The organism is Ensifer sp. SL37, from assembly GCF_026672675.1.
Lineage (GTDB): Bacteria > Pseudomonadota > Alphaproteobacteria > Rhizobiales > Rhizobiaceae > Ensifer > Ensifer adhaerens.
Genome location: NZ_JAPPRN010000006.1, coordinates 2,543,480 through 2,559,424, shown reverse-complemented (window position 1 = coordinate 2,559,424; position 15,945 = coordinate 2,543,480). Strand labels below are relative to the sequence as shown.

Here is a 15,945-nt window from a genome sequence, read left to right as displayed (position 1 = left end):
GGCCTGGATACAAAAAAGCCGCCTCGAAATCTCCGGGCGGCTTCATCTCTCAATCACGCATGACTGGTCAAGGCCGCTTCAGCGAGCCCACCACCAGATCGAAATGTTGCGTGCGTTTTCCATGGGCGAAAGTGTTAGCTTGGGTTGCGGACTTGCGCAAGCGGGAAAGCGGCGCGCATCGTCACGGTTGCGCCAAAAAAAGAGGCGGCCCCGAAGAGCCGCCCCGACTGGAATTGATCTGATCCTATCAGAACTTCGCCTTCGCCGTCACCAGGAAGGTGCGGCCGCGGCCGGTATCGATCGTGCTTCCGGCAATGGTGCTCGACGACGGCGTATAGGTCTTGTCGAACAGGTTCGTGACCTGGGCCGTGACTTCAAAGCCGTTTTCGAACTTGTAGTTGGCGAAGAGATCGACGAGACCGTAGCCCGGAACGTTCGGCGGCGTACGATTGATTTCGCCGACAAACGCGTTCGAAACGGCGTAGAGGCGCGTACCGACCGTCAGGCGCTGGTCTTCGAGGAAGCGGGCGCCAAGCGTTGCGCTGACAATGTTTTCAGGCAGGTAGCTCTGCACGCCGAAACCATTGATCTGCGACGGCAGATCGCTCTCGGTGTAGGTGTAGGCAAGGTCGCCGAAGACGTATCCGGCGTCATACGCCGCCTGCAGCTCGAAACCCTGGACCGTCGAGATCCCGGGATTGTTGACGAAGAAGATCTGACGACCGCCGTTGAGCATCGCTGCGGTGATGTAGTTGTCGACGCGGTTATGGAAGTAGTTGGCCTTGACCCGCAGGCTGTCGCTGGGATCGAGCAGCCCGTCGAAGGCGAAGTTCGCACCGATTTCCCAGCCCTTGGAGGTTTCCGGCTCAAGAAACGGATTGGGGAAGAACGACTGGCCCGACGGTCCCGGATGTGTGCCGCCGGCGAAGGTCTCGTTGACCGTCGGCGAACGCGAGGTTTCCGCGTATGTAACGTATGGCTGGAACCACTCCGTCGGGTTGAGCGCGACCGTGATGCTCGGGTTGAGGCGACCTTCGGACTTATCGACGGTATAAGGGCCGGCCGGCAGACCGATCGGGTTGCCGGCAACGACAGCGCCGGAGCCATCGAGGCTGAAGTGATCCCATCTCAGGCCTGCCGTCAGATCCAGCATGCCATAGGTGAAGGTCGTATTGCTGAAGACGCCGGTGGTGGCATTGGTGCCGCTGCCGTTGACGCCGGCGCCCGGCCGGGCCGTGCTGTTGATGACATCGTAGTCGTCGCGGAAATACTCGACGCCGTAGTTCGCCTTGACGGCAACGTCGCCAAGGTCGAACAGAGAGGTGTTCGAGATGTCAAAGCCCTTACCCGTGTCGGTGATGCGCCGACCGGCCGCCGTGCCGCCACCGCGAATGTCGGTGTCGTACTTCATCTTTAGCCGGTTCCAGTAGGCGTTCGCACGGAAATCGATGAGTTCGTTGTCCGGCGTGTAGGAATAGCTTGCAGAAACCGTCTGGTTCTTCACGTTCTGGAAGTAGGAGTTCGCGAAGAAGTCGTTGTCATAGGTGAGGCCGGTGAGCTTGAAGGTGTGATCCTTGTCCGGCGTCACTTCGAACTTCAACAGGCCCGACAGAAGGTCTTCCTCGGTGAAGGGTACCTCGACCCCGTTGCCGTTGTCATAGTTGCCGGGATCAGCCTTGCTGATGCCGCCGAGCACGGAGAAGACGTCATTGAAACGGTAGGCGCCGATCAGTGATTCCGACCAGCCGGCACCGTTTGTGCCGTACGTAGCCGAAGCAATGCCACCGTAGTTCTTGCCGTCCTGGATCAGGTCTTCGACATCATAGGTCCGGAAGTTGACCGAACCGGCCAGTGCACCGCCGCCAACCCCGGTCACGGCGCCGCGGGTCACATCGATTTCGGAAAGGAATGCCGGGTCGAAATAGGCAAAACCCTGGGCTTCGTGGCCGGTGAAGCGGAAGTTCTGGCGCACGCCGTCGATCATCATGTTGACGCGGCCGGAACCCTCGAAACCGCGGATGTTGACCGCGACGCCCGGGTTTTGCGGGTTGTTCGCGGTCGAGGTGCCGGGAACGCTGCGCAACAGGTCGTCAGTCTCCTGCCCCGATTGCAGATCGATCTGGTCCGTCGTGACGACGCTGACGGGGCCGGGCTTGGCATAGGGGTCAGCGGTGCGCCCGCCCTTGGCAACGATAGGCGAGAGGTAAGTTTCGCCCTTCTTTGTCTCCTCGGCCTTCTCTTCCGACTTAGCCTGGGTTGTTGCGCTTTGCGCGAATGCGACGGTAGCGACTGAAATTGCAAGAGTTGTCGTGCAAGCCAAAAGAGCCAGGCGACGATGCCGGGTGAGCATGGACCAATCCTTTGATTTTCGGAGGCCGGGCTTGCTGTTGAGCGGCAAACTCAAGGGGCTGGCTGGGCGGTAGATTCTAGAGCGGCGCGACATGTCGTCGCCTCATTTAAGCCGCATAAAAAACATGAGTGTTCTTGTCAACATACAAAGGCAGTCCCCACAATTTATGGGGTCGCGCCAATTCGAGGCGTTGCTAAACTGCAACGCTTTTGCCGAGGGCCGGATGAAACCAGATCCGGTTCCGTGCGTTCCCTCCCTTCCAGGCCCCGCTGCGGGGGCAATGCGAAAGGACCCGGATGCGTCGCTCTTTTCCCTTGATCCTGCTGTCACTCCTGATCCTCACCGGCGCCAGCCTGCCGAAATCCGGACCGATCCCGCTAAGAAAGCCGCCGAGCGAGGCGGGAGAGAAAGAGGCTGCTCCCACACCCGAAGAGAAACCGGCGACGCCTACGGACGGCGGCAAGGCCGATCAGCCAGGGGTGCCGGCTGGCGACGAACAGCCCGTGCCGCAGCCAAAGCCCAAGGACGGGAGTGAAGGAGCGGCGAAGGATCAAAAGCCGGCCACAGGTGAAAAGGACCAGCCCGCCGACGACAAGAAAGAGGAAAAGCCGGCACCGATCGTCTATCCGCCGGTCGAAGCGGAGGACGCCGCCGACTACGCAAAGTGTGTCGCCGACCTGAAGGCGATCGGAGCGACGTTTGTCGAAGCCAAACGCATCGACGACGGCAAGGGCTGCGGCATCGACAAGCCACTGGAGGTCACGAGCATCCTGCCCGCCGTCACACTCGCGCCCAAGGGGCTTATGCGGTGCGAAACGGCGCTGGCGCTTGCACGCTGGACCAAGGAGACCGCCCAGCCGGCCGCCGAAGTCGCCTTCGACAAGACCATCAAGATCAAGGCGCTGAACCAGGCATCGACCTATATCTGCCGCCTGCGCAACAATGCGACGACGGGCAAAATCTCCGAGCACGCCCACGGCAACGCCGTCGACATCGCGTCCTTCACGTTAAGCAACGGCGCGACGATCGCCATCCAGCCGCGCGACGAGGATGGCACCATGGACGGTGCCTTCCAGCGCGCGGTCACTGCGTCCGCCTGCCTCTACTTCAAGACTGTGCTCGACCCCGGCAGCGACGCCGCCCACGAAACCCACCTGCATCTCGACGTCATCGAGCGCCGCAACGACTACCGCTACTGCCGCTAGGAATGAGCCTCCTTGCGCTGGCGCTCGTCAGGCGTTGTCGTAGCCAAGGGCGACAAACTCGCCCTCGAAGCGACCGGCCAAGGTGTCGCCGTCGAGGAGGTCGGCAACGACCACGGCGCGCGCCCTGCCCCGACGTTCGAGCAATCGCAGAAAGCCCGGCCATTGCCCGGCATCCGCCAGCGACGAGCGTGCGGCGAAAGCGCCGGCGACCGGCTTCAGATAATCCATCCGGTTGCTCTGGATCACCAGGCGCGCCGCAACGCCGCTTTTGCGCATGCGCACATGCAGCAGCGACCAGGCCGACAGGATCGCGAGCGCCGAGGCGCTGCCGCCGAACACCGTGTCACGGTGGTTGATGTTGGGTGCAAGCGGCGCCGAGAGCAGCACATGATCGTCGCTCACCGCATCCACGCGGACCTGCATCGCCGCTGACAGCGGGATGTGGTTATGAAGATAGGACTGGAGTTCCTCTGGCGTCATCGTGGCATCCCTGATGCGTTCCTGCGCGGATCAGTGCACGAGACCACGTGTCCTGACCAGAGCAAGGCGCCTGCGTCCTGTCGTCTCCCGCAAGCCTCCCGTAGCCCAAAAGATACCGGGCTGCGCGCCTTGCAGGAGCCCGCCCCGGCTCCCAAATACGGCGCGAGGAAAATCCACCCGTTTTTGCGCCTAATCTCAAGGAAATCTGTCATGGCATTGACGATGTACCAGCTCTCCATTCCCGCACTCGTTCGGGGCCTTGGTGTCCTCACCAAGCTGCTCGACAAGGCAGAGGCTTTCGCTGAGGAAAAGGGCATCCCCACGGATGATCTCTTCCACGCCCGGCTGGCGCCCGATATGCTGACGCTTGCCGGCCAGGTGCAGCGTGTCAGCGACACCAGCAAGGGCCTGGTCGGCCGGCTGACGTCGATCGAAGTGCCCCGGTTCCCGGACGAGGAAAAGACGTTTGACGAACTGCGCCAGCGCATCGCCAAGTCCGTCGCCTTCCTTGAAACGGTGCGCCCTGTCGATCTCGAAGACAGCGACAGTCGCGAAGTCGTGCTGAATTTCCCGAACCTGAAGGTGACGCTCACGGGTGAGGAATACCTGCAAAAATTCGTGCTGCCGAACTTCTACTTCCACCTGACGACCGCCTACGACATCCTGCGCCACAAGGGCGTGCCGCTCGGCAAGGCAGACTTCCTCAGCCTCACCGCCTGATTTCCGCCGCGGGAGACCCCGGACACAGCAATGCCGCGCATCCACCCGGATGCGCGGCATTGTTTTTCAGGCAGGCAGGAAGCGCCTAGAACAGCCCTTCGATGTAGCCCTGATCATTGAGGAAGATCTTTTCCGACGAAGGCACCTTCGGCAGGCCGGGCATCGTCATGATCTCGCCGGTGATCACCACGATGAAGCCGGCGCCGGCGGCCAGCCGCACTTCACGGATCGGCACAGCATGGCCTGTCGGCGCACCGCGCAGGTTCGGATCGGTCGAGAAGGAATACTGCGTCTTTGCCATGCAGATCGGCAGATGGCCGTAACCCTGATCTTCCCAGCTGCGCAGCTGGTCGCGCACCGACTTGTCGGCAATCACCTCGCTCGCATGGTAGATGTCCTTGGCGATCGTCTCGATCTTGTGGAAGAGCGACATGTCGTCGGGGTAAAGCGGCGAGAACTGCGAGTGTCCGCCCTCGGCAAGTGCCGCCACCTTCATCGCCAGCTCCTCGATGCCGGCGGAGCCCTCGGCCCAATGGCGGCAGAGCACCGCTTCGGCGCCAAGCGTCGCCACATAATCCTTGATAGCCTGCACTTCGGCCTCGGTATCGGAGGTGAAGTGGTTGATCGCGACGATGACGGGTACGCCGAACTTCTTGACGTTCTGCACATGCCGGCCAAGGTTGGCGCAGCCCTTGCGCAGCGCCTCCAGATTTTCCTTCCCGAGGTCGTCCTTCTTGACGCCGCCGTTCATCTTGATCGCGCGGACGGTCGCGACCAGCACCGCGGCATCCGGCTTCAGCCCGGCCTTGCGGCACTTGATGTCGAAGAATTTTTCCGCGCCGAGATCGGCGCCGAAGCCGGCTTCGGTCACCACATAGTCGGCAAGCTTCAGTGCCGTCGTCGTCGCAATCACCGAGTTGCAGCCATGGGCGATGTTGGCAAAGGGGCCGCCATGGACGAAGGCGGGGTTGTTTTCGAGGGTCTGCACCAAGTTCGGCTGAATAGCATCCTTGAGCAGCACCGCCATCGCCCCATCGGCCTTGATGTCGCGCGCAAAGACCGGGCTCTTGTCACGGCGGTAGCCGATGATGATGTTGCCAAGCCGCTGCTCGAGATCCCTAAGATCCGCCGAAAGGCAGAGGATCGCCATGACTTCGGAGGCAACGGTGATGTCGAAGCCGGTCTCGCGTGGATAACCGTTGGCGATCCCGCCGAGCGAGCCGACGATGTTGCGCAGTGCGCGGTCGTTCATGTCCATCACCCGCCGCCACGAAATACGACGGACGTCGATGTTCTGCTCGTTGCCCCAGTAGATGTGATTGTCGAGCAGCGCCGCCAGCAGATTGTGCGCCGAGGTGATCGCGTGGAAATCGCCGGTGAAGTGGAGGTTCATGTCCTCCATCGGCACAACCTGCGCATAACCACCGCCGGCAGCACCGCCCTTGACGCCGAAGCAGGGCCCGAGGGACGCCTCGCGGATGCAGATGATCGCCTTCTTGCCGATGCGGTTCAGCCCATCGCCGAGGCCCACGGTCGTTGTCGTCTTGCCTTCGCCTGCCGGCGTCGGGTTGATCGCCGTCACCAGGATCAGATGGCCGTTCTTCTTCCCGCGCTGGCGGGCGATGAAATCGGCGCTGATCTTCGCCTTGTCATGGCCGTAGGGCAACAGGTCCTCCGGCGGTATGCCGAGTGCGGCCCCGATCTCCAGGATCGGCTTTTTCTTCGCCGCGCGCGCAATCTCGATATCGGACTTGACCTCCGCCATGACAGTTCCCTCCCCAGGGTCTCGTTTTTACCCGCGCCTTTCAAGGCGCAGTTCATGATACCGGAGCGGGATGAGGAAACGCGTCTGCGGTTTTCGACCCGCGTCCCGCTTGAACTCAAGTAATCGGCAGCGCCCGGATACTCGGGCGCCACCTTACCGTTCGGTCTTAGCGCGCGAGGATGTCGCGCATCTCGACGATGTTGGAGCGGACGCGCAGCGTATAGAAGCCCATCGTCGCCAGATGCGTCGGCATGATCCAGCCGGCTTCCTCGCCATTGGAGATGATCCATGGCTGGATGCGGAGTGCTGCCCGCAGTTGCTTGATCGTTTCCGTCCAGATCGGCAACAGGCCGCGCTGGGCGACGACGTTGTCGAAGTCGGCACCGGCGGCCGAAAGGATGCCGTAGTAGCCGTAGAGCTGGCCATAGGCGAACCAGAAGCGGTCATCCGCACGCGTGTCGAACCAGCCGCCATTGTGGTTTTCCGAGCGCTCGCGCAGGATCGCCGAGGTGTTGCCGAGGTCGTTGGCGACACGGTCGAGGAACTCGACGAGGTTATCGGAGCGGCCGTCGAAAATCGCCTCACACTTGCTGAGCGAGGTGTTGAAGGACCTCAGATCCTTCATCGCCGCGCGATAGAAGCTCGGCGTCGGAGTTTTCGGACCGAACGGGTTGATCCCGAAATACCAGGTCTCTTCATCGAACTGCATGTTGCCGCGCGCGCTCTGCAGGGCGTTGTTGATGCCCGAGGTGCCGCGCATGCGACCGAGCGAGTCGACGAGCTCCACGGAAGTACGGCGGATCGCCTGGTTGACCCCGCGCTGGAACGACGCCTTGTTGTCGAGCCAGGGCGTGTCGTCCCAGTCGAGCCCGAAGAGACCGACCTTGTAGAGCAGCATCGACGAGATCCAGGCATTCTCGTTGACATTGAAATCGATGAGGTCGGCGGTGACATCGACAATCGCCGACGTCTGGCACACGGTGCCGGCCGGCAGTTGAACGGCCGCGAGCGCCTCCGGCGTCGATTCCATCGGCTGCGTTGCGACACCCGCAAGGTTGTTGGCAGTGCCGCCGGTCGTCGATTGTCCCGTCGACGTCGCACCGGGGCCGCTCATCGGCGAGCCGGCGGGCACCTTGCGTTCTGCCAGCTTGTACTGGTCGATGTAGTCTTCGTTGAAGTTCGTCCAGGCCTGGGTCTGCCAGATGAAGTAGCCGTAGAACAGGACCAGACCGATGAGGATGAGGCCGATCGGCCCCTTGAGCAGCCAGCTGCGCTGCCGGTACCAGTTGCCCGCCGCCACGAAGGGCCAAAGCAGCCAGGCAACGACGAGCCCGATGCCGCGCCCGATCGCGGTGAAGACACGCTGGAAAAACGCAACGATCGGATCGAACATGTCCTATTCCTCTCTGAGCCCATAGAGCTTGTGGCGGAAGGCCGCCTTGTCTTTCAGATATGTGCCGGTCAGCGTCGCCACAACATACTCCTTGAAGGTTTCGCTATAACGCTCGTAGGCGTCGTAGAAACCCTGCTTGTCGAAGACGAAGCGCGAGACGAAATCGCGGGGCACGAGCTGGGATATCAGCCGGTTGACCAGCCATTGGTCCGGATGGGTGGGTGCTGCGCGCACCAACATGAAGCGATTTGCCGGCGCCACGTCCTGCATCCTGATCGTGCCGGTGGCAGCGACCGTGCGGATCATCTCCTGCAGGAACGGATAGGCGCCGTCTTTTGCGACCGCGGCGGCATATCGGTGCATCCAGGTCTGCAGCCAGATCCGGTCGGCATTGGCAAGATCGGCCGTCGGGTCGCTCTCGTTGATCAGCCCGCGCACCACCATGTCTGCGCGGTGCTGATAGAGCCCGGAATCCTCGACCCAGGAGGCCTGCGGCAGTTGCAGCCGCTTGGTCGAGGCGAGGAAATCGTAGATCCGGGCGTGATCGTTTATGGCGATATAGCTCACCTGCCAGGGCCGCGAGCGGCGGAAGCCTGGCACCGAGGGGTCGCAGATGACTGTCGTCGTCTTGTCGTCGAGAAAGACATAGACGCCGCCGAAATGATTGGCCCAGAAGGCTTCGTGATGGAAGACGAGCTGATCCGGCACCAGTGCGTTCTGGCGGATATCGCCGGTCTGCTTGGCAAGCTCGACCATGCGCGTCAGCATCTCGTCGTCGGCCCAGGCCGTCGGCACCTTCTTCAAGCGGTCGACGAGACCACGCAGTTCGGCCGCCTTGCCGAGCATGTCCTCGGCCGAAAGCACCCGGAACCGCACCTCGTTGATCGACAAGAGATCGTCGATGTCGTTTACGACCGAGACCGAATCCTCGATCTCGCCATAGAGCGCATCCTTGATGGTAATCGCGTTGATCGCACGGCTGTTGGCGTTGAAGAACTCGTGCATCAGCGCGGCCGTGTTGGAAAAGCTCGTATGCACGACCGGCAGCTCCGCCTGCTCCGGCGTCATGATGATGAAGCGGCGGTTGACCCGGTTCGGATCGAGGTAGTCACGATCCCCCAGTTCCTCGGCGATCTCCGGCGAAAAGCCGGTCATGTCGATGCTGAACTGGGTCAGCGCCGTCGGTCGCAGGCCAAACCCTTCGAGCGCCTTGTTGTAGCGCGCGATCAAATGCGGCTCGGAGATATCGAGCAGCCGTCCATAGATGAGTTCCGCTTCAAGCAGGCGTTTCATCGGTCAGTTTTTCCTAGCATCACCCCTGCCACCGGCCGTCGCGTTTCATCGCCTCGATCTCGCGGATCGCCTTTTCGCGCTGGCGCTCGCGGCGGATGATGTCGGTGACGGCGGCATCGTCCGACTTGTCGGTGTAGCGGAATTCGCTGTCGGCGTAGCGGTTGATCTCCTGCAGCACCATGTCGATGGTGATCGGACCCCGCAGCGCCTCGATCATCGCTTTCTTCTCGTCATAGCCCTTGTGCATGAAGGAGCCGGCGTCCTTGAACCAGTCATCCGGCAGTTCCACGTCCATTGCTCTCAGCTTGATCGCGTCGGTGATGTTCTTGATCGCCCGACCGGTAAAGCGCGGCTCGGCCTCCTTGATCATGTGCAGATAGGCGCCGACATCGGCAAGCGAGGCGATCGCGCCCTTCTCCTTCTCGTAACGCTCCCAGACAGCGGCGAGGCCATCTTCCTTCGGCCGCGCGTGCTCAGCATAGGACTGAGCAACCGCGCGTTTGATCTCCTGCCCCTCGAAAAGCTGGTGCTCGCCAAGCGGGATCTTGTGGTTCTTGCCGACGAGCAGCGCGAAGATGTCGATGTAGTCGTCTTCGGTCTGCGGACCGTCGACCAGCCAGCGGGCGCCAGCGCGCTGGCGCAGCGCGTCGTCGACATTCTCCGGGTAGTTGGAGAACATGCCGAAGGTGCAGTTGCCGCGCACCACGGTAGAGGCGCCGGCAAAGCTCTCCATCAACACCGCCGTCACCTCGTGCTGGCCGGCAGAGGCTCGATCGTCGGAGCGCTTCGCCGCCACCTGGTCGACATCATCGATCGTGCCGAAACCGATCGCCCGCGGATTGATGACGTTGTTGACGAACTCCTTGCAGTTCTGCCCGGACTTGCCCTGATAGGAGGAGATCTGGTCGACGCCCAAGTTCTCGTAGTGGAAGGCGTAGCCGGCGATCTCGCAATAGTCGTTGAGCATGCCGGCCAGCATCTGGATCAGGATCGTCTTGCCGGTGCCCGGCATGCCGTCGCCGATGAAGGTGAAGAGGAAGCCGCCGAGCTCGACGAACGGGTTCATCTGCCGGTCGAAGTCGTAGGCCATCAGCATCTTGGCAAGCTTCAGCGCCTGATACTTGGCGATGTGGTTGCCGATGATCTCCTCGGGCTTCTTGAAGGTCATGACCAGTGGCTTGCGCTTCTGGCCGGGTGCGACGTCCAAACCGTTCAGCGTAAAATCGTCCTGGTCGAGCCGGATATGCACGGTCTCGAAGCTCTGCAGCCCGGTAAAGCGCGCCTTGCGGGCAATCAGCCCTTCGATCGCCACCCGCGAGAAGGCCCGCGCCCGGGCGGTCAGCGCCAGATCATCGGGGGCCCCGGCAAGACCGCGATCGAGCGCCGAAATCAGGCTCTTCAGCGCGTCCTGCGGCGTGTCGAACAGGAAGTCGGGCTCGACAGCATCGTCGACCGGCTCGCCCTCGCCCGCCAGGGTCGCGCCGAGATAGGCAGCGAGTGTGAAGGCCGCGACGTAAGCCGAAGCCGACAGCAGCGCCTTGAACTGGTTCGCCTCCTCTCCGCCAAGCGGCGAGGTGGCGTTCTTCGCCTGCAGCTGTTCGAGGCTCGTCTGGCGGGCAAAGACATCGACGACGGCCAGCGCCACCTGGATGCCGCGGCGCGTCCGGTAGAGCACGGCGTGCTGGGCCGGAGAGAACATCGGGTCGCCATGGCGCACCGCCTGGATCGTCTTCGTCAGCTCCACCTCGCGCGTGCGCCGCTGGCCGCCAGTCGAAACTGTCGACACGAAGCGCCGGCCGGTGCCGGCAAGCGACGTTCCGGCGGCGGCATCTTCCCGCTCCAGGATGATGAGCTTCGTCACCAACCCTTGCGCCACCGCCTGGTACTTGGCGATGTCGTCCTCGTGCAGCGTCGTCAGCCCCGTATTGAGTGTCATCGTCAAACCTCGCTCACGACCTGGTTGCCGGAAATGACGTGGACCTTGTAGTCGCCGAACACCTGTTCCGCCTCGCCGGCGGCATAGAGCGCCTGATAGGCGTCGTGCGGCACCAGCGCGTGTTTCTCGTAGGAGGAGACGCCCATGCGTGTCGCTTCCAGATTGGCGGTATCGATGTGGAATTCCTCCTGCGCCGGGGTCGATGACCAGAAGCCGCGCTTGGCCGGCCGTTCCGACTTGGAGAAGACCTCCTGCACCGTCCAGGTCAGGAGCCAGGCGTTCTCGGTCTTGCGTACCTTCGAGAGGATGTCGTTGATGCGCGCATTATTCTCAGTGATCCCAGCCGAGTAGAACGGCCCGAGCACGATGCGGCGCAACTGCTTCGGATGCAGCTCGTCAAAATCCTTGTCGAGATTGGTGGCGATCGTCACCGGTGTCAGCGAATAGCTGCTGTTCTTGGACGCAAAATCGTCAAAGCGGCTGGCAAGCTCCGGATTGAGCAGGCCGCCAACCGGCAGAGGAATTTCCACCTGCGGGTTGAGCTTGCCATCAGCGGTCACCAGCATGTCGACGATCTTTTCCGAGGAATCCTCGATCGTCGCCATGTAGACCATCGGCAGAGTATTGGCCCCGTCGAAGGCGCCCCAGCTCACGATGTAATAGGGCCGCATCGTCTTGGAATTGACGGCGACACGGATGGTCTCCGGCAGGATGAAGGGCGAAAAGATCTCGCCCTTGCCGATCTGCTCCAGATAGAGTCGCTCGGCCATGCGCGTCTGCAGCGCTTCCGGAAACGCCTTCTGGCGCAGGATGAAGTCGACCATCTCGTCGCGCAGCGCATCGGCCGATGGAATATCGGCCAGGCGCTTCGTCGCCGTCTGGCGATCGTTCTCCAGTTCCAGCACGTTCTGAAAGACCGGAAAGCCGCTTTCGGCGCGCGAAATCCGGAACTGGTCGACGAAGCCGATCCTGTTCTCCCAGCAGTCGATCGAGGCCTTCAGCCGGCCAAGATAGGGAACGATCACTTCGCCGACGACGGTGTTGCGATAGAGCGGCGAGTTGCGGTCGCCGAGAAAGAGCTCAAGCCCGGCGAGTGCCGCGTGGATCGACGCGAAATACTGTGCGACAGCGGATGAAGCCGCGACCTTCATGCAAATCCCCGTGGCGCGTGCCGAAAGGCAAACTCGGTTCGGATCATGCGCCGCCCGTTCACTGCTTCACGTAATTGGCAGTGTTGTGCTTGTCCATGACAGCCTGGAAGCGGCGGGCAAAGGCATCGTCTGCCAGCTTCTTGCGGCGCTGGATATCCTGCGTTGAAAGCATGTTCTTTTCATGCATTTCCAGGAGATCGCCGATGTGGCGTTGCGCGGCGGCACCGATGCCGGCCATCGTCTCCTCGGCGGCCGTGTCGACCTGGCTGCCGAGCGTGTTGATCTTGTGCGCGACGTCCTGCTGGGCGGCGGTCTTCAGCGAATCTTCCAGCGCCTTGTAGAGCACGATGCGCTGCTCGGTATCGATCGTCAGCTTGTTGATCAGCGTGTTCTGCGCGGCGATCTGGTTGTTGAGCGAATCGACGAAGGTCTGGAACATCGAGGTATAGCGCTCGAGCGTCTGGCTCTCGGCCAGCAGTTCCTGTTCCTTGGCCTGCTTCTCGTTATATTCGGTCGCAAGCGCGGAGCGCTCGCCTTCGAGCTCGGTGCGCACCTTCTGCTCGGTCGAGGCGGCGATGCGGTTTTCGATGTCGAGCAGCAGCGGGTTCAGTTCCTCGATGCGCTTCTGCACCGCTTCGAGGTTCGCCATCGTGCCCTTGCGGCGCTCGATCACCTGGATCAGGCTCTGCTCCGAAGTCTTGTAGCGCTGGTCTAGGATCGACTTCTGTTCCTTGAGGATGCCGACGATCATGTCGGACTTGGAAAGCAGTTCCTGCAGGTTGCCGGCAAGCGACATGTTGCGCACGCGGTCGGTGCGCATGCGCTGCATCTTCTGCTTGGAGAAGATGCCGATGAACTTCTCGTAGCCCGTATAGTTCTTCATGCTCTCGAATTCGGAGCCGAAGACATTGGTCGCGTCCTCAAGGCCGATGATCAGGTCGGCGATGTTGGCTTCCATCACCTTTTGCTGGTTGATAACGTCCTGGATGCGGGCATTCTCGATGTCGAAGTTGACGTCGCCGAGCTTGGTTTCGGCCTTGGCGAACTGTTCGAGCACGACACCTGATTGTTCGAGCTTGCCGCGCATCTGCTCGACCACGCCCTTCGTCTTTTCGATCTCCGCGTCAAAATTCTGAAGAGTCGCCATGCCCTGCCCCTCGGTCCACCGTGGCGATATCCGCCAGCCCGGCTGAATTATTCAGCCTTCGATTGCAGTTATATAAAGGGTGTTTACCGAAAGAGAACAAGCCTTTCCCGGCAGCTTTTTGATCAGCCACCACAGCGAAGTGCTTGAGATATCGACGGCATTGCCGCGCGCAGGTCCAGGAAAGATGGGAAACGGCTTTCCGTCCGGGGTTTGCGTCGTCCCTATTTGGCAGCCGGCGACGCCTTCAAATAGGCAATCACGTCGGCGATGTCCTGCGGCTTCTTCAGACCGGCAAAGGCCATCTTGGTGGCACCGACCATTGCCTTGGGGCTCAGCAGGTATTCGCTCAACGTCGCCTCGTCCCAGACGCGACCCTCAGCGCCAAAGGCCTTCATTGCATCGGAGTAGTTGTAGTCGGCGACGGATGCGGCCGGGCGTCCGACGACACCCATGAGGCTTGGGCCGACGCGGTTTGTCGGCTCGCTTGCCGTGTGACAGGCCGCGCATTTGCGAAAGACGGCAGCGCCAGCCGTAGCGTCGCCGCCGGCATGGGCGACCGTTGCGCCAAGACAGAGCGTGCCAAGACAGAGCGTGATGGAAAGGCTGGTGACGAGACGCAACATCGAAGACCCCTGGCGTGCGATAGAGGCGAAGAATGGCATCGCGCGCGTGGCGGTTTCAAGCCGCCACGACGCCGCACTCACTCGCAGCGCATCAGGTCGTCCCAATGGCGCCGGCAATAGGAGACATATTTCTCGTTGCCGCCAACCTCGACCTGGGCGCCCTCGCGTGCGACCTTGCCCTCACCGTCCAGGCGCACGACCATCGTCGCCTTGCGGCCGCAATGGCAGATGGTGCGCACTTCGCGCAGCTCGTCGGCAATCGCCAGCAGCGCCATCGAGCCCGGAAACAGCTTGCCCTGGAAATCCGTACGCAGACCATAGGCCATGACCGGAATGCCGATGCGGTCGGCGACGCGGGCGAGCTGCCAGACCTGCCCCTCATTGAGGAACTGCGCCTCGTCGACGAAGATGCAGGCGATCTCGCCTTCGCCATCCGAGTGCAACCGATCGATCAGCACATAGAGATCGTCGTCGCCGTGAAAGGGAATGGCGTCCGCACCAAGACCAATGCGGGAGGAAATGCGGCCGACGCCGCCCCGGTCGTCATGGGCGGCGATCAGCATCACCACGCGCATGCCGCGCTCCTGGTAGTTGTAGGAGGCTTGCAGGAGCATCGTGCTCTTGCCCGCATTCATCGTCGCATAGCTGAAATAGAGTTTGGCCATAGTCACCGCGTCCGGTTTTTCCGTTTTTTGGGTAATGACGAGGCTTGGCCGGGAAGGCCAGAGCCCGTTTGCAGCACCCACAGTTTTTCGGCGGACTAGACTATTTCGTGGACATTGCGACATCGAGCGTCGCATCGTGCACCCCGCCAGCATATTGACGCAATACACTTCCTCCGACATCAAAGCGCTTGAATTCGCTATCCAATGGTGTTTGGCTAAAACAATAATCGAGGCAGGGGAACGACAACGATGAAAAAACGACTCTCTCTCAAACTGATACTGGCAGGCGCCGTTTCGGTCGTCGCCATCACCGCTCAGCAGGCTGCAGCTGCCGAGCCGGAAAGCTGTGGCACCGTCCGTTTCTCCGACGTCGGATGGACGGATATCACCGCGACCACTGCCACCGTTTCCACCGTTCTAAAGGGCCTCGGCTACCAGACCGACATCAAGGTTCTCTCGGTTCCGGTCACCTACACCTCGCTCAAGAACAAGGACATCGACGTCTTCCTCGGCAACTGGATGCCGACCCAGGAAAACGATGTTCGTCCCTTCCTCGACGACAAGTCGGTCGAATCCTTCGGGCCGAACCTGGTCGGTGCCAAGTACACGCTGGCGACCAACGCCAAGGGCGCCGAGCTCGGCATCAAGGACTTCAAGGATATCGCCACCAAGAAGACCGAACTCGACGGCAAGATCTACGGCATCGAGCCGGGTAATGACGGCAACCGCCTGATCATCGACATGGTCGACAAGGATACCTTCGGCCTCAAGGGCTTCGAAGTGGTCGAATCCTCCGAGCAGGGCATGCTGGCGCAGGTCGCCCGTGCCGAAAAGGACGGCGCGCCGGTCGTCTTCCTCGGCTGGGAACCGCATCCGATGAATGCCAACTTCAAGCTGACCTATCTTTCGGGTGGCGACGACATCTTCGGCGCCAATTTCGGCGGCGCGGAAGTCTTCACCAATGTGCGCGCCGGCTACACCACCGAGTGCCCCAACGTCGGCAAGCTTTTGACCAACCTCAAGTTCTCGCTCCAGATGGAAAACGAGATCATGGGCAAGATCCTGAACGACGGCCAGGAGCCGGACAAGGCGGCCGAGGAATGGCTGAAGGCCAACCCGACTGCCGTCGACCCGTGGCTCGCCGGCGTGACCGCCAAGGATGGCGGCGACGGCTTGGCCGCAGTCAAGGCCGCGCTCGGCCTCTGATCGGCATCAAG

The 15,945-nt window shown here is 61.7% G+C and carries 14 protein-coding genes; 3 read left to right on the top strand and 11 right to left on the bottom strand.

Annotation, left to right across the window (positions count from 1 at the left end):
* Positions 1-78: 78 nt before the first annotated feature.
* A complete protein-coding gene (trpLE, locus tag OVA00_RS24440; RefSeq protein ID WP_178385070.1) occupies positions 79-123 on the bottom strand; it encodes a trpE operon leader peptide TrpLE in 45 nt (14 codons plus the stop codon).
* A gap of 124 nt (positions 124-247) precedes the next feature.
* Positions 248-2,350, bottom strand: coding sequence for a TonB-dependent hemoglobin/transferrin/lactoferrin family receptor (locus tag OVA00_RS24435; RefSeq protein WP_034788880.1), 2,103 nt, complete (start codon positions 2,348-2,350; stop codon positions 248-250).
* Positions 2,351-2,646: 296 nt separating this feature from the next.
* Here OVA00_RS24435 and OVA00_RS24430 point away from each other — a divergent pair, with 296 nt between their 5' ends.
* A complete protein-coding gene (locus OVA00_RS24430) occupies positions 2,647-3,555 on the top strand; it encodes an extensin family protein (protein ID WP_268089753.1) in 909 nt (302 codons plus the stop codon).
* Positions 3,556-3,582: 27 nt separating this feature from the next.
* Here OVA00_RS24430 and OVA00_RS24425 read toward each other — a convergent pair whose 3' ends face one another.
* Positions 3,583-4,035 (bottom strand): thioesterase domain-containing protein, encoded by a 453-nt coding sequence (locus OVA00_RS24425; RefSeq protein WP_060581723.1) that lies wholly within the window; start codon positions 4,033-4,035, stop codon positions 3,583-3,585.
* Between the two features lie 210 nt (positions 4,036-4,245).
* Between OVA00_RS24425 and OVA00_RS24420 the strand changes: the two genes are divergently transcribed.
* The gene (locus tag OVA00_RS24420; protein ID WP_089045023.1) at positions 4,246-4,755 is read left to right on the top strand and encodes a DUF1993 domain-containing protein; all 510 of its coding nucleotides are present in this window, start codon (positions 4,246-4,248) and stop codon (positions 4,753-4,755) included.
* Positions 4,756-4,840: 85 nt separating this feature from the next.
* Here the strand turns inward: OVA00_RS24420 and OVA00_RS24415 are convergent, their stop codons facing one another.
* The 8 genes from OVA00_RS24415 to OVA00_RS24380 all read right to left on the bottom strand — a co-directional run bounded on the left by OVA00_RS24415 (position 4,841) and on the right by OVA00_RS24380 (position 14,728).
* Positions 4,841-6,520 (bottom strand): formate--tetrahydrofolate ligase, encoded by a 1,680-nt coding sequence (locus OVA00_RS24415; RefSeq protein WP_034788903.1) that lies wholly within the window; start codon positions 6,518-6,520, stop codon positions 4,841-4,843.
* 166 nt (positions 6,521-6,686) lie between these two features.
* Positions 6,687-7,913: a DUF2333 family protein gene (locus OVA00_RS24410; RefSeq protein ID WP_034788906.1), complete on the bottom strand. Its 1,227-nt coding sequence runs from the start codon at positions 7,911-7,913 to the stop codon at positions 6,687-6,689.
* Between the two features lie 3 nt (positions 7,914-7,916).
* Positions 7,917-9,206, bottom strand: coding sequence for a DUF6638 family protein (locus OVA00_RS24405; RefSeq protein WP_060581717.1), 1,290 nt, complete (start codon positions 9,204-9,206; stop codon positions 7,917-7,919).
* A 19-nt stretch (positions 9,207-9,225) separates the two neighbouring features.
* On the bottom strand, positions 9,226-11,142 hold the full coding sequence (locus OVA00_RS24400) for an AAA family ATPase (protein ID WP_268089752.1): 1,917 nt from the start codon (positions 11,140-11,142) through the stop codon (positions 9,226-9,228).
* A gap of 2 nt (positions 11,143-11,144) precedes the next feature.
* Positions 11,145-12,293, bottom strand: coding sequence for a hypothetical protein (locus OVA00_RS24395; RefSeq protein ID WP_034788914.1), 1,149 nt, complete (start codon positions 12,291-12,293; stop codon positions 11,145-11,147).
* Positions 12,294-12,351: 58 nt separating this feature from the next.
* On the bottom strand, positions 12,352-13,440 hold the full coding sequence (locus OVA00_RS24390; protein WP_060606673.1) for a hypothetical protein: 1,089 nt from the start codon (positions 13,438-13,440) through the stop codon (positions 12,352-12,354).
* Positions 13,441-13,661: 221 nt separating this feature from the next.
* Complete coding sequence (locus OVA00_RS24385) at positions 13,662-14,063, bottom strand: c-type cytochrome (RefSeq protein ID WP_082566328.1); 402 nt, start codon at positions 14,061-14,063, stop codon at positions 13,662-13,664.
* A 77-nt stretch (positions 14,064-14,140) separates the two neighbouring features.
* The gene (locus OVA00_RS24380) at positions 14,141-14,728 is read right to left on the bottom strand and encodes a thymidine kinase (protein ID WP_268090363.1); all 588 of its coding nucleotides are present in this window, start codon (positions 14,726-14,728) and stop codon (positions 14,141-14,143) included.
* A gap of 249 nt (positions 14,729-14,977) precedes the next feature.
* Between OVA00_RS24380 and OVA00_RS24375 the strand changes: the two genes are divergently transcribed.
* The gene (locus OVA00_RS24375) at positions 14,978-15,934 is read left to right on the top strand and encodes a choline ABC transporter substrate-binding protein (protein ID WP_034788927.1); all 957 of its coding nucleotides are present in this window, start codon (positions 14,978-14,980) and stop codon (positions 15,932-15,934) included.
* Positions 15,935-15,945: the final 11 nt, after the last annotated feature.